21 protein-coding genes are annotated in these 18,825 nt (G+C 74.3%); 11 read left to right on the forward strand and 10 right to left on the reverse strand.

The genetic code is table 11. The annotated features are described in order from the left end of the window. Positions 1-48 precede the first annotated feature (48 nt). Together LG379_RS11495 and ligD are read left to right on the forward strand one after the other, a co-directional pair. Entirely contained in the window at positions 49-1,032 is a 984-nt protein-coding gene (locus LG379_RS11495; RefSeq protein ID WP_370634516.1) for a DNA ligase, read from the forward strand. Beyond that, entirely contained in the window at positions 1,029-1,931 is a 903-nt protein-coding gene (gene ligD / locus LG379_RS11500; RefSeq protein ID WP_225754663.1) for a non-homologous end-joining DNA ligase, read from the forward strand. The genes LG379_RS11495 and ligD overlap by 4 nt, the downstream gene beginning before the upstream one ends. Here the strand turns inward: ligD and LG379_RS11505 are convergent. After that, complete coding sequence (locus LG379_RS11505) at positions 1,928-2,797, reverse strand: metal-dependent hydrolase (RefSeq protein WP_225754664.1); 870 nt, start codon at positions 2,795-2,797, stop codon at positions 1,928-1,930. The genes ligD and LG379_RS11505 overlap by 4 nt on opposite strands. Before the next feature lie 52 nt (positions 2,798-2,849). Next, positions 2,850-3,413 (reverse strand): GNAT family N-acetyltransferase, encoded by a 564-nt coding sequence (locus LG379_RS11510; protein WP_225754665.1) that lies wholly within the window; start codon positions 3,411-3,413, stop codon positions 2,850-2,852. Between the two features lie 156 nt (positions 3,414-3,569). Between LG379_RS11510 and LG379_RS11515 the strand changes: the two genes are divergently transcribed. Beyond that, entirely contained in the window at positions 3,570-4,583 is a 1,014-nt protein-coding gene (locus LG379_RS11515) for an AAA family ATPase (RefSeq protein ID WP_225754666.1), read from the forward strand. A gap of 45 nt (positions 4,584-4,628) precedes the next feature. Here LG379_RS11515 and LG379_RS11520 read toward each other — a convergent pair whose 3' ends face one another. From LG379_RS11520 to glnA, 4 genes are all read right to left on the reverse strand, one after another. Continuing rightward, positions 4,629-5,285 (reverse strand): LON peptidase substrate-binding domain-containing protein, encoded by a 657-nt coding sequence (locus tag LG379_RS11520; protein WP_225754667.1) that lies wholly within the window; start codon positions 5,283-5,285, stop codon positions 4,629-4,631. 58 nt (positions 5,286-5,343) lie between these two features. Next, the gene (locus LG379_RS11525; protein WP_225754668.1) at positions 5,344-5,769 is read right to left on the reverse strand and encodes a CoA-binding protein; all 426 of its coding nucleotides are present in this window, start codon (positions 5,767-5,769) and stop codon (positions 5,344-5,346) included. 65 nt (positions 5,770-5,834) lie between these two features. Continuing rightward, positions 5,835-8,861: a bifunctional [glutamine synthetase] adenylyltransferase/[glutamine synthetase]-adenylyl-L-tyrosine phosphorylase gene (locus LG379_RS11530; RefSeq protein ID WP_225754669.1), complete on the reverse strand. Its 3,027-nt coding sequence runs from the start codon at positions 8,859-8,861 to the stop codon at positions 5,835-5,837. After that, positions 8,858-10,195, reverse strand: coding sequence for a type I glutamate--ammonia ligase (gene glnA / locus LG379_RS11535; RefSeq protein ID WP_225754670.1), 1,338 nt, complete (start codon positions 10,193-10,195; stop codon positions 8,858-8,860). Before glnA ends, LG379_RS11530 begins: the two co-directional genes overlap by 4 nt. Positions 10,196-10,276: 81 nt before the next feature. Between glnA and LG379_RS11540 the strand changes: the two genes are divergently transcribed. Both LG379_RS11540 and panB read left to right on the forward strand, forming a co-directional pair. After that, positions 10,277-11,926 (forward strand): NAD+ synthase, encoded by a 1,650-nt coding sequence (locus LG379_RS11540; protein ID WP_225754671.1) that lies wholly within the window; start codon positions 10,277-10,279, stop codon positions 11,924-11,926. Further along, positions 11,923-12,747 (forward strand): 3-methyl-2-oxobutanoate hydroxymethyltransferase, encoded by an 825-nt coding sequence (gene panB, locus LG379_RS11545; protein WP_225754672.1) that lies wholly within the window; start codon positions 11,923-11,925, stop codon positions 12,745-12,747. The genes LG379_RS11540 and panB overlap by 4 nt, the downstream gene beginning before the upstream one ends. A gap of 56 nt (positions 12,748-12,803) precedes the next feature. On the opposite strand, the gene LG379_RS11550 is transcribed toward panB, so the two are convergent. Continuing rightward, positions 12,804-13,010, reverse strand: a complete 207-nt coding sequence (locus LG379_RS11550; RefSeq protein WP_225754673.1) for an SPOR domain-containing protein — start codon at positions 13,008-13,010, stop codon at positions 12,804-12,806. Positions 13,011-13,070: 60 nt separating this feature from the next. On the opposite strand from LG379_RS11550, the gene map reads away from it, so the two are divergent. From map to LG379_RS11565, 3 genes are read left to right on the forward strand one after another with little or no spacing between them, the layout of a single operon-like run. Beyond that, complete coding sequence (gene map, locus LG379_RS11555; RefSeq protein ID WP_370634501.1) at positions 13,071-13,961, forward strand: type I methionyl aminopeptidase; 891 nt, start codon at positions 13,071-13,073, stop codon at positions 13,959-13,961. Then, positions 13,958-14,740 (forward strand): polyphosphate--glucose phosphotransferase, encoded by a 783-nt coding sequence (gene ppgK, locus LG379_RS11560; protein ID WP_225754674.1) that lies wholly within the window; start codon positions 13,958-13,960, stop codon positions 14,738-14,740. The genes map and ppgK overlap by 4 nt, the downstream gene beginning before the upstream one ends. Further along, the gene (locus LG379_RS11565) at positions 14,740-15,561 is read left to right on the forward strand and encodes an MBL fold metallo-hydrolase (protein ID WP_225754675.1); all 822 of its coding nucleotides are present in this window, start codon (positions 14,740-14,742) and stop codon (positions 15,559-15,561) included. Before ppgK ends, LG379_RS11565 begins: the two co-directional genes overlap by 1 nt. Before the next feature lie 15 nt (positions 15,562-15,576). On the opposite strand, the gene LG379_RS11570 is transcribed toward LG379_RS11565, so the two are convergent. Continuing rightward, positions 15,577-15,924: an STAS domain-containing protein gene (locus LG379_RS11570; RefSeq protein WP_225754676.1), complete on the reverse strand. Its 348-nt coding sequence runs from the start codon at positions 15,922-15,924 to the stop codon at positions 15,577-15,579. Positions 15,925-16,113: 189 nt separating this feature from the next. On the opposite strand from LG379_RS11570, the gene LG379_RS11575 reads away from it, so the two are divergent. Beyond that, positions 16,114-16,290, forward strand: a complete 177-nt coding sequence (locus LG379_RS11575) for a chromosome partitioning protein (protein WP_225754677.1) — start codon at positions 16,114-16,116, stop codon at positions 16,288-16,290. Then, a complete protein-coding gene (locus LG379_RS11580) occupies positions 16,290-16,496 on the forward strand; it encodes a hypothetical protein (protein ID WP_225754678.1) in 207 nt (68 codons plus the stop codon). Before LG379_RS11575 ends, LG379_RS11580 begins: the two co-directional genes overlap by 1 nt. Positions 16,497-16,581: 85 nt before the next feature. Here LG379_RS11580 and LG379_RS11585 read toward each other — a convergent pair whose 3' ends face one another. After that, positions 16,582-17,142: a CGNR zinc finger domain-containing protein gene (locus tag LG379_RS11585; RefSeq protein WP_225754679.1), complete on the reverse strand. Its 561-nt coding sequence runs from the start codon at positions 17,140-17,142 to the stop codon at positions 16,582-16,584. A gap of 100 nt (positions 17,143-17,242) precedes the next feature. Between LG379_RS11585 and LG379_RS11590 the strand changes: the two genes are divergently transcribed. Further along, entirely contained in the window at positions 17,243-18,298 is a 1,056-nt protein-coding gene (locus LG379_RS11590; protein WP_225754680.1) for a DMT family transporter, read from the forward strand. A 204-nt stretch (positions 18,299-18,502) separates the two neighbouring features. On the opposite strand, the gene LG379_RS11595 is transcribed toward LG379_RS11590, so the two are convergent. Next, positions 18,503-18,796 carry a hypothetical protein gene (locus tag LG379_RS11595; protein WP_225754681.1) on the reverse strand — a complete coding sequence of 98 codons (294 nt, stop codon included), beginning with the start codon at positions 18,794-18,796 and terminating at the stop codon, positions 18,503-18,505. Positions 18,797-18,825: the final 29 nt, after the last annotated feature.

Genomic DNA, 18,825 nt, shown 5'->3' on the forward strand with positions numbered 1-18,825 from the left:
GCAGGTGCTCGTGATCACCGTCGTGTGCAGGATGGACCCGTGCAGCCCATGCTCGCCACCCGAGCCGCCCCTGGCGCGGCCCCCGGCACCCCGCTGCCCCGGGGGGCGGACTGGGTGTACGAGGTGAAGTGGGACGGCGTCCGCGTCCTCGCGGACACGACGGGCGACCGGCTGCGGCTGTGGGCGCGGTCCGGCCGGGAGGTGACCGCCGCCTACCCCGAGCTGGCGGGCCTGGCCGCCGTGCAGGGCGCGGTCCTCGACGGCGAGGTGGTGGTCATGGCGGGCGGCGTGCCGTCCTTCGAGGCCCTCGCCGAACGGATGCACGTGCGCGACCCCGCCCGCGCGCAGCGGCTCGCGGCCCGGCTGCCGGCCACCTACATGGTGTTCGACGTCATGGTGCTGTACGGCGTGGACCTGACGCGCAGCCCGTGGCAGGAGCGGCGGGGCACGCTGGAACGGCTCGCGCTCCCGGACCGCGCCCAGCTGTCGCCGGTGTACGACGACGCCGACGCGCTGTGGGAGGTGACGCTCGAGCACGGTCTCGAGGGGGTCGTGGCGAAGCGCCGCACGTCGACCTACCAACCGGGCCGACGTTCACCCGACTGGGTCAAGGCGCCGCACCGCGCGTCGCGCGCCGCTGCCGTCGTGGGGTGGCGGCCCGAGACCGGCGCCTCGGGCGTCCCCGCCGCGGGCCGCGGCCGGACGACGGCGCCCGGGGCGCGCCTCGGGGCGGTGCTGCTCGCCGCGCCGCAGGAGGACGGGACGTGGCGGTACCTCGGCAAGGCGGGCAGCGGGCTCGCAGGCCGCCGCGGGGAGGACCTCGCCCGCGTCCTGCGCCCCCTCACCCGCTCGGAGCCCGTCCTCGAGCCCGACGACGTGCCAGCGGCCGACGCCCGCGGGGCGGTCTGGTGCGACCCTGCGGTCGTGGTGGACGTCGCGTACCTGCACCGCACCCGGACCGGCCGGCTGCGCCACCCGGTGGTGCGCGGACGACGCACGGACGTCGTCGTCGACCCCTGGGAGGCGCCGTGAGCCCGCGCGGGCGCGACGACGCCCAGTACGTCGAGGTCGCCGGTCGCCGGGTCCGGCTGACCAACCTGGACCGCGTGCTCTACCCGGGCACAGGCTTCACCAAGGCCGAGATGATCCAGTACTACAGCCAGGTCGCGGACGTGATCCTGCCCCAGCTGAAGGACCGCCCGGTCACCCGGATCCGGTTCCCGGACACGGTCGAGGACGAGCGGTTCTTCGAGAAGAACGTGCCCGCCGGCGCGCCCGACTGGCTGCGGCACCGCGTGCTCCACGCGAACCCCGACGACGAGGACGCGACCGAGGTCGACTTCCCGTTCCTCGACGACCTCGCCGGCCTGGTGTGGGCGGCCAACGCCGGGGCGGTCGAGCTGCACACGCCGCAGTGGCGGGTCGGCCCACGCGGCAAGGTCCACCACCCCGACCGGCTCGTCATCGACCTGGACCCCGGGCCGCCCGCGGGGCTGGACGAGTGCGCCCGGGTGGCGCACCTCGTCGCGGACCGGCTCGAGGAGGACGGCCTCGTCGACACCTACCCGGTGACGAGCGGGAGCAAGGGCATGCAGCTCTACGCGCCGCTGGACGGGAAGCGCACCGCGACGCAGGTCCGCGAGTACGCCCGGGAGGTCGCGGGGGCCCTGGCCGCCGCGCACCCGAAGCTCGTCCTCGCGAACATGAAGCGGGACCTGCGCCCCGGGAAGGTGCTGCTCGACTGGAGCCAGAACCATGCGGCGAAGACCACCGTCACGCCGTACTCGCTGCGCGGCCGGGCGCTGCCGATGGTCGCCGCACCGCGGGACTGGGAGGAGATCGAGCCGGGCCTGCGCCAGCTGGGGCCGGACGAGGTCGTCCGCCGGCTCGAGGACGACGGTGACCTGCTCGCCGACCTCCGCCGGACCTAGGTCGCCGTCGTCCGCGTCTCCATGCTCAGCTCGAGCCCGCCGTCGACCTCTCGGGTGGTCAGGGACGTGGTGACGTCCGAGAGCTCCGCGACGTCGCGGACATGGGTACCGCCGCATGGGATGTCGGTGAGGCCGGTCGGGAGCTCGCAGACCCAGGTGCGCCGCGCAGACAGCGCGTCGTCGGCTCGTTCGATCCTCACCGGACCGCCGACGGCGACCCACCGGGCCAGCTGAGCGTTGACGCGCTCTGCGACCGCCGCCGGGTCGTCCAGGGCGCTGGTCGTGAACCCCTTGCGGCGCAGGGACCTGCCGATGCGGTAGGTGTCGGTGGACCGAAGGGGGTGGATGCGCGAGCGCTGGATGGCCAGTGCGTCGAAGGCCGGGTTGCCGAGCGCGTCGGTGGGTGCGGCCTTGCTCCACGCCGCCGACAGTGCCGCGTCGAGCGCGAGGGCGGCGAGGTGGCAGGCGGTGTGGGCGGCGGAGAGCGCCGCCCGGTAGCCCCGGTCGACGTCGACCTGCACGTGGTCACCCACCGCGGGCGGTGGACCGTCGATGACGTGGGCGACGACGAAGGTCCACCCGTCGGCTCCCGTGCGGACGGGGAGGGCCGCGCCGAGGTGCAGCACGCCGTCGTGGATGCCGCCCGTGACGGCGTCCAGGATGAGCTGTGGGCCCTGGTCGGTGGTGAGGGTGCCTCGGTCGGCGGGCTGGTCGGGCCACGCGGTGTCGACGGGGTGACATGCCGTCGTGTCGAGGAGGACCGCCGACCGCTCGTCGGCGAGGGGTTCGACGTGCAGGACCGTTCCGGTGGACGTGGTCGCGCCGTCGGGGTACGTGACGACGGTGTCCGTCGTGGGGAGGGTCATGCAGCCGTCCCTTCGTCGGGCTGAGGGCAGACGTCGGTGCGACGCAGGCGCGTCAGTCGCGCACCCACTCCTGCTCGAGGATCGCCATGGTGTGCGCGTCGGCCCAGGCGCCGTCAAGACGGAACGCCTCCCGGCGGGTTCCTTCGAGCACGAAGCCGAGCTGCTCGTAGACGTGGCGTGCTCGGGGGTTGAAGTCGAGCACCTCGAGCTCGACCCGGTGCAACCCGACCGTGCGGAACGCATGGTCGAGCACCAGACGGAGCGCTTCCGTCCCCAGCCCGCGCCCTCGGCCAGCAGGTCCGACGAGGATCCGTACGTTGCTGCTCCGGTTCTCGGGCTGGAGCTCGTTGAGCACGACCTCACCCACGACCACCCCGCTCGACCGGTCGACGACGGCGAGGTCGAGGCGGTCCGTCTGCTCCGCCCGCGTGCCGTACCACTGCACCAGGACGTCGGGGTCCTCGACCTCGTCGGTGTCCGAGCGGTGCGTGCTGCCGGTGAGGACGAGGACGTCGCGGTCGGAGAGGACCTGGAGCATCGCATCGGCGTCGGCGACCGTGAACGGTCGCAGCAGCACGCGGTCCCCGTGGAGGGTCGGCTGCGGGAGCGTGAACATCGGCCCTCCGAGACGTGCGGCACGCCGGGCGCCGGATCCCGGGCCGGCGTCCGACCGCTCCATCGTACGAGGCGCCGCACGACGCCGGGCCCGCGGCCGTGCCACGACGCCCTGACAGGTCGGGCACGTGCGAGGCGCGGCCCTTACGCTCGCCCCATGGCTTCCCACCGCAAGCCGCTCGAGGACCTCCGTGCGACTGTGGAGCGCCTCGGCGAGCAGATCCCGCGGTCGGGACTGCGCGGCGTGGACGACCTCTTCGCCGGCCGCCCCGGCCCGGCTCGGCCGCTCTCGGCGGTGCAGGCGGAGCTCGACGGGCTCGTCGGGCTGGGCACCGTGAAGGAGCAGGTGCAGGCACTCGTCGCCTTCCTGCAGGTGCAGGCGCGCCGCAAGGCGCACGGCCTGCCCGAGGTGGCGACGTCCCAGCACCTCGTGTTCCTGGGGAACCCGGGCACGGGCAAGACGACGGTGGCGCGGCTCCTGGCCGAGATGTACCGGGCGGTCGGCCTGCTGCAGAAGGGCCACCTCGTCGAGGTCGACCGGGCGGCCCTGGTCGGGCAGTACGTCGGTGCGACCGCGCTCAAGACCGACCGGGTGATCCGCCGGGCGCTCGACGGGGTCCTCTTCATCGACGAGGCGTACTCGCTGGCTCCGGAGGGCGACGGCCGCCCGGACTTCGGACCCGAGGCGATCGAGATCCTGCTCAAGCGCATGGAGGACCACCGTCATCGCCTCGTGGTGATCGTGGCCGGCTATCCGCGGCTGATGGAGTCGTTCCTGCTCTCGAACCCCGGGCTGCGCTCCCGGTTCGCTCGTGAGCTGAGCTTCCCCGACTACTCGACGGACGAGCTGGAGGCGATCTTCGCGACCATCCTGGTCCAGCACGAGTACGCGCTGGAGCCCGGCGCCGAGGCGACGCTCCGCCGCATCCTCGAGAGCCTGCGCCACGGTGAGACCTCCGGCAACGCGCGGTTCGCCCGGACGCTGTTCGAGCAGGCGCTCAACCGCCAGGCCCTGCGGCTGATGCGGGGCGAGGAGCGGAGCGTGGACACGCTCGACCGTGCCGCCGTCACGACCCTCACCGCCGACGACCTCGCCGAGGCCGCCCGGGCGCTGGGCGAGGGGTCGGCGCCGGAGACGCAGCTGTCCCGATGGCGACGCTGGCTCGGGTGACCTGCGCAGCGCCGGCACGGCGGCGAACCCCCGCCGCACCGCGGCTCACAGCGGGAGGTCGTCGTCGTCCTCCCCGTCGCCTGCCCAGCCCTCGCTGAGGCGGACCCCCGCCGCTCCGGTCTCCTCCACGAGCGTGGCGAGCAGCTCGGCGGCGGTCCTCGACCTCAGCAGCGCGTACTGGTCCAGGGAGCCGAGCGGTGCGATGCCGGCGACCTGCCAGATGCGCTCCGCCGGGTCGGTGGACAGCTCGACGTCGGCCGACCAGGGCAGCTCGACGAACTCGCTGGCCCGCGCGATCGTCGTGCGCACCAGCGCCTCGGCCGCGCCCAGAGCACCGACGGCCTCGGCGTCGAGCTCCAACGGGCCCAGCTCGCGGACCTCCGCCCGCGGGAAGGGGTCCTCCTCGAGCCACCGCACGACCTCGAACCGTCCTGCTCCGGTCGCGACCAGGACGATCAGCCCCTCGGAGATCTCCACCGACGCGATCCGCGCCACGGTGCCGACCTCGAACCGGACGTCGCCACCGCCGACCTCCCAGCCACGCTCGATGAGCACCACGCCGAACTCCCGGTCGGCCTCGCCCAGCACCGACGCCAGCATCGCGACGTAGCGCGGCTCGAAGACGCGCAGCGGCAGCGGCATGCCGGGCAGGAGCACCGAGCCGAGCGGGAACATCGGGAGCACACGCGTCGCGGCGGACATGCCTGCGATCCTCGCGCGCCGCGGTCCGGGCCCGCGACCACCGGGCGGTGCCCGTTCCTCAGCCGAGACCGCGGGCGCGCCCCTCGATCGCGGGGCACCGGTCGACGACGACGAGGAGGCCGGCCTGCCGGGCGCGGACCTCGGCGGCCGGGTCCCGCACGCCGAGCTGGAGCCAGACGGCACGCGCCCCGACGGCGATCGCCTCGTCGACGACCTGCCCCGCCCGGGCGGAGTTGACGAAGACGTCCACCACGTCGACAGGACCCGGGACGTCCGCCAGCCGGGCGTACCCCGTCGCGCCGTGCACCGTCTCGGCGCGCGGGTGGACCGGGACGATCTCGTGGCCCAGCTGCTGCACGTAGGCGGCGACCCCGTGCGCCGGCCGGGCGCGGTTCGTCGAGAGCCCGACGACGGCCCACCGCCCGGGCGTGGTCAGCACCGCGCTGATCTGCTCGTCGGTGGTGCCGTCGCCGTCCGTCCCCATGATCCCCACACAAGCACACGGTCCCGTCGGTCCGCCCGCCGGAGGTCCCGCCCTGCCGCGCCGGCTCAGCCGTAGAAGACGCGCTCGACGACGGCGCGGGCCCGCCGTCCGGACCGCAGGTACTGCTCCTCCAGCTCGCCGCCCGAGCCGGGCGGCATCCCGAGCAGCCGCGCCAGCCCGGCCAGCGCGTGACGGTCGTGCGGGAGCACGTCCCCCGACGGTCCACCGGCGCGCCCCGTCCACAGGACGAGGACGTCACGCAGCTGCGAGCACAGCGTCCACGCGTCCCGCAGCGTCAGCGCGTCGTCCGTCTCGAGGAGGCCGGCGTCCTCCGCGGCGCCCAGCGCGTCGAGCGTCGAGGTCGTGCGCAGGCCCGGGACCTCGTGGCCGTGGCGGAGCTGGAGGAGCTGTGCGGTCCACTCCACGTCGCTGAGGCCGCCGCGACCGAGCTTGAGGTGGCGGGCGGGGTCCACGCCGCGCGGCAGCCGCTCCGCCTCCATCCGCGCCTTGAGCCGGCGGACCTCGCGCAGGACGCCCGGACCCGCCCCACCGGCCGGGTACCGCACCGGCTCCACCATCGTGGTGAAGCGCTCGCCGAGGTCACCGTCCCCGGCGACGGCCCGGGCACGCAGGAGCGCCTGGCTCTCCCACGGCGAGGACCACCGCTCGTAGTACTCGCCGTACGCCGCGAGGGTGCGCACGAGGGGACCGTTGCGGCCCTCGGGGCGCAGGTCGGCGTCGACCTCCAGGGCCGGCTCCGGTCCCAGCTCGCCGAGCAGCGTGCGGACCCGCATGGCGATCGACACCGCCTGCGCCTGGGCGGCAGCCGGGTCCGCGTCCGGCAGCGGGTCGTGGACGAAGAGGACGTCGGCGTCCGAGCCGTACCCCAGCTCGCGGCCCCCGAGCCGGCCCATCGCGATGACGGCGAACCGGGTGAGCATGCCGTCCGGCCCGCTGCGCGCCTCGTGCTCGGCGATGCGCAGCGCACCCGCCAGGACGACGTCGGCCGCGGCGGTCAGCGCCTCCTGCGACGCGCGCGACGTCGTGCGCCGCAGGACCTGGGCCACGGCCGTGCGGGCCATCTCCCGGCGGCGCAGCGCGCGCAGCAGGGTCGCGGCGGCCTTCGCGTCCGAGGCGCGCGTCAGCAGGGCGTCGACCTCGGCGCCGAGCCGTTCGACACCGCGCGGCTCCAGGTCCGCGTCGGAGTCCAGCCACGTGACCGACTCCGGGGACCGGGCCAGCGCGTCGGCGGCGTACCTCGAGGTGGACAGGACGCACGCGAGCCGGTTCGCCGCGACGCCGGAGTCGCGCAGCAGCTTGAGGTACCAGTGGGTGGTGCCGAGCTCGTCCGAGACCCGCCGGAACGCGAGCAGGCCGGCGTCCGGGTCGCTGCCCTCCGCGAACCAGCCGAGCAGGACCGGCAGGAGCTGCCGCTGGATGGCGGCCCGGCGCGAGACCCCCTCCGTCAGCGCGGCGATGTGCCGCATCGCGCCCGCGGGGTCGCGGTAGCCGATCGCCGCCAGCCGGGCGCGCGCGGCGTCGGGGGCGAGGCTGGCCTCCTCCCGCGTGAGGTGTGCCGTCGCCGGCAGCAGCGGGCGGTAGAAGAGCTCCTCGTGCAGGTCGCGCACCTCCCGCCGGACCGACCGCCAGCGCTCGACGAGCGCCTCGTGCCCGGCCGGCTCGAGGCGCATCGCGCGCGCCAGCCGTCGCAGCTCCGGCTCGGTGGACGGCATGAGGTGGGTGCGCCGCAGGCGGTGCAGCTGGATGCGGTGCTCCATCGCGCGCAGGAGCCGGTAGCACACGGCCAGGCGGGCGGCGTCCTCGCGGCCGACGTAGCCCCCGGCGGAGAGGGCCGCGACAGCCCGCAGCGTGTTGGGGCTGCGGATCGTCTCGTCCGCACGGCCGTGCACGAGCTGGAGGAGCTGCACAGTGAACTCGACGTCCCGCAGCCCGCCGACCCCGAGCTTGAGCTGACGGTCGGCCTCGGCCGCCGGGACGTTCTCCTCGACGCGCCGACGCATCGCCTGGGAGTCCTCGACGAAGTTCTCCCGCTCGACCGCCGACCACACCATCGGCCCCATCGCGGCGACGTACTGCTGAGCGACGTCCGCGTCGCCGGCGACGTGCCGTGCCTTGAGGAGCGCCTGGAACTCCCACGTCTTCGCCCAGCGCTCGTAGTACGCGCGGTGGCTCGCGACGGTGCGCACCAGCGGGCCCTGCCTGCCCTCCGGGCGCAGCGCCGCGTCGACCGGCCACAGGGCGGGCTCGGTGGAGGCGACGGAGCACGCGCGGGCGAGCGCGGTGGCCAGGCGCGCCCCCACCGCGACAGCCTCCGCCTCGTCGTGCCCGGGGGCGGGCTCGACCACGTAGACGACGTCGACGTCGCTGACGTAGTTGAGCTCGCGCCCGCCCGTCTTGCCCATGCCCAGGACGGCCAGCCGCGCCGCCCGGTGGTCCGGGTGCTCGGCGCGCGCGAGGGCGAGCGCCGCCTCGAGGGCGGCCGCGGCGAGGTCAGCGAGGGCGGCGGCGACACCGGGGAGCAGCGACAGCGGCTCCGCCCCGACGAGGTCGGCACCGGCGATCATCATCAGCCGGCGCCGGTACGCCCGGCGCATCGCGTCGATGCCTGCCGTGCCCGCCAGCCCGGCGACCGGGGCGCCGTCGTCGTCCCGGGCGCCGACCGCGTGCAGGAGCTCCGCGACGACGACGTCCTCGGGAGCGCCCAGCGGGTCGTCCTCCGCGAGGGCGGCCACGTCCTCGGGGTGCCGCGCGAGGTGGTCGCCCAGCGCGGTCGAGCCGCCGACGACGGCGAGCAGCCGGTCGCGCAGGGGCCCCGGCGCGGTGAGCGCCTCCCGGACGCGGCCCTCGTGCTCCGTCCCGCGGGCCGCCGTCGCCAGCCGCGTCAGCGCGAGCAGCGCGTCGTCCGGGGAGGCGACGTGGGTGAGGCCGTCGAGGAGGTGGTCCACGGGGCCGTCCGACGGCCCGTCCGCCGCCAGCACCGCGAGCAGGTCGGCCTCCCCGAGCAGCGTCGTCGCGCGACCCGGTTCCACGAACCCCACGCGCACGAGGCGCGCGAGCGGGCTGACCCTCACAGGACCGGGAGGTACCGCCGGAGCTCGTACGGGGTCACCTGCGCACGGTACGCCGCCCAGTCCTCCCGCTTGTTCCGCAGCACGAAGTCGAACACGTGCTCGCCCAGGGTCTCGGCGACGAGCTCGGACTTCTCCATGATCGCCAGCGCGCGGCTCAGCGACTCGGGCAGCGGCTGGATGCCCAGCGCCCGGCGCTCCGCGTCGGTGAGCTCCCAGACGTCGTCCTCGGCGCCCTCCGGCAGCTCGTAGTCCTCCTCGATGCCCTTGAGCCCGGCGGCGAGCAGCAGCGCGTACGCCAGGTACGGGTTCGTGGCGGAGTCGACGCCGCGGTACTCCACGCGCGTCGAGTTGCCCTTGCCGGGCTTGTACATCGGGATGCGCACCAGGGCGGAGCGGTTGTTGTGGCCCCAGCAGATGTAGCTGGGCGCCTCGGCGCCACCCCACATGCGCTTGTACGAGTTGACGTACTGGTTGGTCACCGCCGTGATCTCCGCCGCGTGGTGCAGCAGGCCCGCGATGAACTTCCGCCCGATGGCCGACAGCCCCAGAGCCGCGCCCGGCTCGTGGAACGCGTTGCGGTCGCCCTCGAACAGCGACAGGTGGGTGTGCATGCCGGAGCCGGGGTGGTTCGCGAGGGGCTTGGGCATGAACGTCGCGTAGAGGTTCTGCTCCAGCGCGACCTCCTTGATGACGCCCCGGAACGTCATGATGTTGTCCGCGGTGGTGAGGGCGTCCGCGTAGCGCAGGTCGATCTCGTTCTGCCCCGGGCCGGCCTCGTGGTGGGAGAACTCCACCGAGATGCCCATGGACTCCAGGATGGTGATCGCGGCGCGGCGGAAGTCGTTCGCGGTGCCGCGGGGCACGTGGTCGAAGTACCCGCCCTGGTCGACGGGCACGAGCGGCTTGTCGGGGTCCGCGGGGTTCTCGAAGAGGTAGAACTCGACCTCGGGGTGCGTGTAGAAGGTAAAGCCCTTCTCGCTGGCCTTGGCGAGGGTGCGCTTGAGGACGTGCCGGGAGTCCGCGAGGGAGGGCTCGCCGTCGGGCGTGTGGATGTCGCAGAACATCCGGGCCGTCCCGTGCCGCTCGCCGCGCCACGGCAGGACCTGGAACGTCGAGGGGTCGGGCTTGGCGAGCATGTCCGCCTCGTACACGCGCGTCAGGCCCTCGATCGCGCTCCCGTCGAAGCCGATGCCCTCCGCGAAGGCCGACTCCAGCTCGGCCGGCGCGACGGCGAGGGACTTGAGCGACCCCAGCACGTCGGTGAACCAGAGCCGGATGAACCGGATGTCCCGCTCCTCGACGGTGCGGAGCACGAACTCCTGCTGCTTGTCCATGGCGACATCCTGCCGCACCCGCATGTCGATCAGGTGAACCCTCCCGTGGCGCGGACACCCGGCGTCGTTAGGGTGACAGCCATGGCGCCGCTGACCTTCGCCCTGGCCCAGATCGACACCCGAGTGGGGGACGTGGCCGGCAACGCCGACCGGGTCGTGGAGTGGAGCCGCACCGCCGCGGACGCTGGTGCGCGCCTCGTCCTCTTCCCGGAGATGACCCTGACGGGCTACCCCGTCGAGGACCTCGCGCTGCGCGACTCGTTCGCCCGGGCGGCCGACCGTGCCCTGCAGGACGTGCTGCGCCGGCTCGTCGACGAGGGGCTGGGCGACCTCACCGTCGTCCTCGGCACGCTCGGCCGTACCGGGCAGGGCCGGGCGACCAACCAGGCCGTCGTCGTGCGCGGCGGGGAGGTGCTGGCCCGGTACGACAAGCACCACCTGCCGAACTACGGCGTCTTCGACGAGTACCGGATCTTCGCCGCGGGGTCGCAGCCGTGCGTCGTCGAGGTCGAGGGCCGTCGCGTGGGCGTCGTCATCTGCGAGGACATCTGGCAGGACGGCGGACCGGTCGCGCAGCTCGCCGACGAGGGCATCGACCTGCTCGCCGTGCTCAACGGCTCGCCGTACGAGGAGGGCAAGGTCCACCTGCGCGGCGAGCTCGCGCGCCGCCGGGCGCCCGAGGTCGACGCCCCGGTCGCCTACGTGAACATGGTCGGCGCCCAGGACGACCTCGTCTTCGACGGCGGCTCGTTCGTCGTCGCGTCCGACGGCACCCCCGTCGCCGGGTCCCCCCAGTTCGTCGAGCACCTGCTCCTGTGCGACCTGCCCGACGACGGCGACCCTCGGCCCGGCGTGCTCGCGCCGCCGCTGCACCCCGACGAGGAGGTGTACTCCGCGCTCGTCACCGGCCTGCGCGGGTACGTGCGGAAGAACGGCTTCTCCTCGGTCGTGCTGGGCCTGTCCGGGGGGATCGACTCCGCGCTCGTGGCCGCCATCGCCGCCGACGCGATCGGCGGCGCGAACGTGGTGGGCATCGGGATGCCGTCGCGGCACTCGTCCGAGCACTCCAAGGACGACGCCGCGGACCTCGCCCGCCGCATCGGTGCCGACTACCGCGTCCAGCCCATCGCGCCGATGGTCGACGCCTTCGAGAGCCAGATGGACCTGCCGGGTGTCGCCGGGGAGAACCTCCAGGCACGTGTGCGTGGCGTGATCCTCATGGGCATCTCCAACGTCGAGGGCCACCTCGTCCTCGCGACCGGCAACAAGTCCGAGCTCGCGGTCGGCTACTCGACGATCTACGGCGACGCCGTCGGGGGGTTCGCCCCCATCAAGGACGTCGACAAGTCGCGGGTGTGGCAGCTGGCCCGCTGGCGCAACGACGCGGCCACCGACGCCGGCCAGGTCCCGCCGATACCGGAGAGCTCGATCACGAAGCCGCCGTCGGCGGAGCTGTCCCCCGGCCAGGTCGACTCCGACTCGCTGCCGCCGTACGACCTGCTCGACGAGGTGCTGGACGCGTACGTCGAGCACGCGGAGGGCCGGGAGGAGCTCCTGGCCCGCGGTTTCGACGAGGCGGTCGTCGACAAGGTCCTGGCGCTCGTGGACCGCGCCGAGTGGAAGCGGCGCCAGTACCCGCCGGGTACCAAGGTCACGGCCCTGGCGTTCGGACGGGACCGTAGGCTTCCCGTGACCAGCGCCTGGCGTGAGCCGAAGGGAACCGATCGATGAGCGAGTCGTCCGGCACGCCGCTGCGGCGTGTGCGGGTCCATCACCTGCGCCAGGCGAAGGAGCGCGGGGAGCGGATCACCATGCTCACCGCGTACGACGCCCCGACCGCCCGGATCCTCGACGAGGCCGGCACGGACGTGCTGCTCGTCGGCGACTCCGTCGGGGACAACATGCTCGGCCACACGACCACCGTCCCTGTCACCGTGGAGGACATGGTCCACCACACCCGCGCCGTGGCCGGTGCGGTGCGGCGCGCGCTCGTCGTCGCCGACCTCCCCTTCGGCTCCTACGAGGCCTCGCCGCAGCAGGCGCACGCGACGTCCGTCCGCCTCATGAAGGAGGCCGGCGCCCACGCCGTGAAGTTCGAGGGCGGCCGACGGGTGGCCGAGCACGTCCACCTGCTCACCTCCACCGGCATCCCCGTGATGGGGCACGTCGGGTTCACGCCCCAGTCGGAGAACGTGCTCGGCGGCAAGCGGGTCCAGGGCCGCGGCGACGAGGCCGCCCAGCGGCTCACCGAGGACGCGGTCGCCCTGCAGGAGGCCGGCGCCTTCGCGGTCGTGCTCGAGATGGTGCCGGCGCCCGTCGCCGCCCGGGTCACCGAGGTGCTGGCCATCCCCACGATCGGCATCGGCGCGGGTCCGGAGTGCGACGGCCAGGTGCTCGTGTGGACCGACATGGCGGGCCTGTCGGACTGGTCGCCGCGGTTCGCCAAGCGGTACGCCGAGATCGGCGCGACCCTCGGCGCCGCCGCGCGCGCCTACAACGAGGAGGTCCGCGGTCGGGCGTTCCCGACCGAGGCCCACAGCTTCGCGGAGTGAGCTCGTCGTGAGCCCGTCGTGAGCCCCGTAGGCCGGACTCTGGGCATGCCCGGGCGTCAGTCGCGCCACTCCTTCCAGCGGCGGTCCGCCTCGTCCCACGACTCCGTGCGCCGCTGCGCCTCCTGCAGCGCGGCGACGGCCTCCTCGCGGGTCGCGTAGGGGCCCATCCGGTCGGTCCAGGGGCTCTGCATCCCCTCCTCGACCTCACCCGTGGTCGGGTTGAACCAGAAGCGCCGGGCGGCGGTGTCCTCGTCCTGCTCCATGGCGTCCGTCTCCTCTGCGTCGACCGGGCGGCGAGCGCCGCCTTTCGTAGACTGCCAGCCATGTCGATCGCGCACGCGCCGACGGGCACGCTGGTGCCCGGGACGGTCAGCCCCCTCCGAGAGGTCCCGCCGCACATCGAGCGGCCCGAGTACGTGGGCAAGGACCGCGAGCTGCGGTTCACCGGCTCGGAGGTCAAGGACGCCGAGACGCTGGAGCGCATCCGCCTCGCGTCGCGCATCGCGGCGCAGGCGCTCGTCGAGGTGGGCAAGCACGTCGAGCCCGGCGTGACGACGGACGAGCTGGACCGCATCGGTCACGAGTTCCTCTGCGACCACGACGCCTACCCGTCGACGCTGCGCTACCAACCGCACCCGCGGCAGGTGCCGTTCCTCAAGTCCCTGTGCACCTCGGTGAACGAGGTGATCTGCCACGGGGTGCCGGACTCGACCGTGCTCCAGGACGGCGACATCGTCAACGTGGACATCACCGCCTACAAGGACGGTGTCCACGGCGACACCGACGCCACCTTCCTCGTGGGTGAGGTCGACGAGGAGTCGCGCCTGCTCGTCGAGCGGACCCACGAGGCGATGATGCGTGGCATCAAGGCGGTCGCACCCGGCCGCGAGCTCAACGTCATCGGACGGGTCATCGAGACCTATGCGCGCCGCTTCGGGTACGGGGTGGTCCGGGACTTCACCGGCCACGGCGTGGGCGAGGCGTTCCACTCCGGCCTCGTGGTCCCGCACTACGACGCGGCCCCGCACTACGACACCGTCATGGAGACCGGCATGGTGTTCACGATCGAGCCGATGCTCAACCTGGGGACGCCGGACTGGGAGATGTGGGACGACGGCTGGACGATCGTCACCAAGGACCGGCGGCGCAGCGCCCAGTTCGAGCACACGCTCGTCGTGACCGACACCGGCGCCGAGATCCTCACGCTGCCATGACCGCCCGGACCCCCGCGCCGCTCACCGGCACCGCCTTCGGCATCGACATCGGCGGCAGCGGCATCAAGGGCGCACCCGTCGACCTGGCGAAGGGCGACTTCAGCGCCCCGCGCGTCCGGATCCCGACGCCGCAGCCGGCGACGCCCGCCGCGGTGGCCGCCACGGTCGCGGAGGTCGTCGACTCCTTCCACCTGCCGGCGGACCTCCCCATCGGGGTGACCTTCCCCGCCGTCATCCAGCACGGCGTCGCGCGGTCCGCGGCGAACGTCGACGACTCATGGATCGGCACCGACGTCACGGCGGTCGTCGCGGCCGCGACCGGTCGGCGCGCCCTCGCGGTCAACGACGCCGACGCCGCCGGGTACGCCGAGACGCTCTACGGCGCGGCCAAGGACCGACCCGGCGTCGTGCTCGTCGTCACGCTGGGGACCGGCATCGGCTCCTGCCTCGTCGTGGACGGGACGCTCGTGCCCAACACCGAGCTGGGCCACCTCGAGATCGACGGCCACGACGCGGAGTCGCGCGCCGCGGACAGCGCCCGCGAGCGGGACGGTCTGGACTGGGCGCAGTGGGCGGCACGGCTGCAGCGGTACTTCCGCGTGGTGGAGGACCTGTTCTGGCCCGACCTCATCGTCGTCGGCGGCGGCGTGAGCAAGAAGCACCAGAGCTTCCTCCCGCTGCTGGACCTGCGGACCCCGATCGTGCCGGCCGAGCTGCGCAACGCCGCCGGGATCGTCGGGGCGGCGGCGCTGGCCGCACGCGGGGGCGAGATCGACTGATGACGCCCGGCACCGCCGCGGGCGCACCGACGGCGACGCCGCGCCGGCTCGTCGAGGTGGCGCCCGGGGTGCACGTCGCCACGGCGGTGCGGTACACGACGACGTCGACGGTCCTCGTGGCGGCCGACGGCTCGTGCGTCGTCGTCGACCCCGCCGTGACGCCCGGGGAGGTCTCGGGCCTGGCCGCGGCGGTGCAGAGCGCCGGCCGGCGAGTCCACGGGGGCTTCGCCACCCACCCGCACTGGGACCACGTGCTGTGGGCCGACGCGCTCGGGGGCTCGCCGCGCTGGGCGACGCCCGCCTGCGCCGCGGTCGCAGCGCGCGAGCGGGACGCCCTGGTCCGCGCGGCGGTCGACGACGGCGAGCACGGCGAGCGGCCCGCTCTGCGGACCGTCGGACGGCTGACACCCCTGGCCGGTGGGGTGCTGCCCTGGTCGCGGGAGGTCGTCGTCGTCCCGTACCGCGCGCACGCGCCGGGCTCCGCCGCGCTCGTGGTCGCCGACGCGCGGACGCTCGTGGCCGGGGACGTCCTGTCGGACCTGGAGGTGCCGCTCCTGGACCTCGACGCCGCCGACCCGATCGGCGACCACCTGGTCGCGCTCGACGCCCTCGAGGGCGCGGCGGCCGTGCACGGGGTGCGCGTCGTCCTCCCCGGGCACGGGCACGTCACGGACGCGGCGGGTATGCGGCGGCGCCTCGCCGCCGACCGGGACTACCTGGAGGCCCTGGCGGCCGGCCGGGCGCCCGACGACGCGCGCCTCGCCGACCCCTGGGTGCGCGGCGAGCACGACCGGCAGACGGCGGCCCTGCGCGACCGCTGAGGGGCCGCCCGGACCTCAGATGCTCACGGCCGGCGCCGGACCGCCGAACATCTCCGTGAGACCGAGGATCTCGATGACCTCGCTCACCACGGGGGGCGGGTCCTGCAGCGTCACGGTCAGACCCTCCTCGCGGCCGATCGTGCAGAGCTGGATGAGGAACGCGATGCCCGCGGAGTCGATGAACTCCACGCGGCCGGTGTCGAGCACGATCGGCAGGTTCCGGTCCAGCGCCCGCGCGAGCACGGTCCCGGCCTGCTGACGCAACGCGTCGTCGATCTCCCCCCACAGATGGGCCACGGTCGCCTCAGGCGTCTCCGTGACCGTGATCCCTCCGACAGACCCGCTCCTGGTCCAGCCAGCCATCGCACAGCCTCCCTGACGTGGGCGCAGGACGGTCGGTGGCGACCGTCGTCCTTGACGCCGCGTGGCCCTCACCGGCGTGGTCCGGGCGGGAGAGGGCCGGATCACGGTAACTCCCGCAGGTCGAAGATCGCATCCGGCCGCGCGCGTCGTCCGGATGCGGACCGCCAGGGCCGGTGGGACCGTGGGCGCATGACCGACAAGCTGCCCGACTCCTTCGACAACGCGCAGCCGGACCTTCCGACGCTCGCCGTGGACCCCGATCCCGAGGTCACCGAGGACGGTCAGGTCGGCAGCAAGTACCCCGCCGACCTGACCGAGGACGGCACGGACGAGGACGGCGCCGCGGCGCCGGGTGAGGACGCGTGATGCAGATCGACAAGGCTCAGATCCTGGAGTTCCTGAAGTCGCAGGGCCAGGGCGACAAGGCCGAGCAGGCCGACAAGGAGCTGCCCGGCACCGTCGACACGGACCGCGACCGCGGCCTCCTGGACAAGCTCGGCATCGACGTGCAGAGCCTGCTCGGCTCGCTCGGCGGCAACCTCGGCGGCCTGGGCGGCAAGCTAGGGCTGTGACGGACGCCCCGATGCGTCGCCCTCGTGGCACCGCACCGGGAGGACGAGGCGACGCCGACCCGCTCACCCGACCGGGTCGGCGTCGTCATGCCGGGCGTGCCGCGCCGCTGCGCCGCGCCCGGTAGGCCGCGACGTTGGTCCGGTTCCCGCACGTGGGGCCGCAGAAGCGCCGCGAGCGGTTCCGGGACAGGTCGACGTGGACGTCCTCGCAGTCGTCCGCAGCGCACACCCGCAGCCGGCCGAGCTCGTCGCTGCGGACGACGTCGACGAGCGCCATCGCCGCCTCCACCGCCATGCGCGTCGCCAGCGGCCGGTCGGGGGTGGTCGCGTGCAGGTGCCAGCCCCAGCCGTCGTGCCTGACGAGCTGCGGCAGCGCGGCCGCCGACGCGAGCAGGTGGTTGGCCCCCTCGGCCACGACGTCCACGTCGGCGCACGTCCACAGGCGCAGCAGCTCGTGCCGCAGCTCGCGCACCGCCTGCAGCTCCGCCTCGTCGTGCGTGCGGCTGCCGGTGAAGTCCCACGTGCGGACGAAGTCGTCGACGTCGTCCACGCTCGTCAGCCGGTCCGTGCTGTCGTGCACGCCGAGCGTGTTCACCAGGGCGGCGGCGCTTGCCAGGGCCACCTCGGTGTCATGGGCGAAGACCATCTTGACTCCTGACGCACGGGCTCCTAGTGTCACGACCGTTCCCTAGTTTACCCGTGACACCGACGCCTCGGTGTCCGCCGCCCGCACCCGCAGGAGCCTCATGACCGCAGCGACCGGGCGTCGACCGGGCAGCAGCCCGGCCGCACGGGCCGGCGGACGTCCGGGTGTCACGGCCCTCGGGCCCGGGCTCGTCCTCGCCCTCGTGTCGGCCGCCACGTTCGGCAGCTCCGGGCCCTTCGCGAAGGCGCTGCTGGACAGCGGCTGGTCCCCGGGGGCCGCGGTGACGGCGCGCATCGGCGGCGCGGCGCTCCTCCTCCTCGTGCCGTCGGTGCTGCTCCTGCGCGGCCGGTGGCACGTGCTGCGCCGGCACGCGGCCCTCATGGTCGTGTACGGGGTGGTCGCCATGGCCGCCGTGCAGCTGGCGTTCTTCAACGCCGTGACGACGCTGTCCGTCGGGGTGGCGCTGCTGCTGGAGTACCTCGGCGTCGTGCTCGTCGTTGTGTGGCTGTGGGTGCGGCACGGCCAGCGGCCGCGACGATGGACGCTCGCCGGCGTCGTCCTGTCCGTCGCGGGGCTCGTCCTCGTGCTCGACCTCGGCGGGGCGGCGAGCGTCGACCTCGGTGGCGTCCTGTGGGGCCTGGGCGCCGCCGTCGGCCTCGCCGCGTACTTCGTCCTCTCGGCGCGCGAGGCCGCCGGGCTGCCGCCCCTCGTCATGGCCTGCGGCGGCATGGTCGCCGCAACCGTGGCGCTCGTGCTGGCCGGCGCGCTCGGCGTGATGCCCATGACGGCCGGGACGCAGGACGTCGTCCTCGCCGGCGCCGTCCTGCCGTGGTGGCTCGCCGTCCTGGAGCTCGTCGTCGTCGCCGCCGTCCTCGCGTACGCCACCGGCATCGCGGCCACGAGGCGCCTGGGCTCGAAGGTGGCCGGCTTCGTCGGGCTCACGGAGGTCATGTTCAGCCTCGTCTTCGCCTGGGTGCTGCTGGGCGAGCTCCCGCTGCCGGTGCAGCTCGCGGGTGGGGCGCTCATCGTCGCGGGTGTCCTCGCGGTGCGGTACGACGAGCTCCGTGGCGCCGTCCAGCCCGTCGTCCCGCCCGCCCCGCCGTCCGCCGCGACGCCGGACGCCCCCGCCGCAGCGACGCCCTCCGTCACACCCTGACGCGCCCGCTCAGCGCGCGCTCCCGGCGTGCGGCGCCTACCGTCGGAGTCCACCACACGGAGGAGGCACCACCATGGGGATGCTGTCCGGGCTGCTCAAGGGCGCCCTGCTGTCCAAGCTGATCGGCCGCTTCACCGGCTCACGCCGCCGCGGCTACTGAGATCGTCGTGGGCCGAGCGCCCACCACCGACGCCGCCTCCGCCGTCAGGCCGGGGCGGCGTCGTCGTGCGCGGGCGGCTTGTGCTGCCCGAGGCGGGCGGCGACCTCGGGGAACCAGGGGTCCTCCCCCGCCTCGAGCTGACGGCGCGTCAGCCGCTCGGCCGCGACGTCCCGGACCACGCGTGACGGCGTGCCGCGGATGCCGACGTACCGCTCGCTGACGACGTCCCCCTCACGGGTGTAGACGACCGCCATGCCCTCGCCCACCTCGACCGTCCGCGTGTCCTCCGCGGCACGGCGGTCGCGCCGACGGCCGCCCAGCGCGTCCGTGAGCCACATGCGCGCCCTCCGTGGTCCTGCGCGCCGGC

The sequence above is a fragment of the Actinotalea sp. Marseille-Q4924 genome, from assembly GCF_916618755.1.
Lineage (GTDB): Bacteria > Actinomycetota > Actinomycetes > Actinomycetales > Cellulomonadaceae > Actinotalea.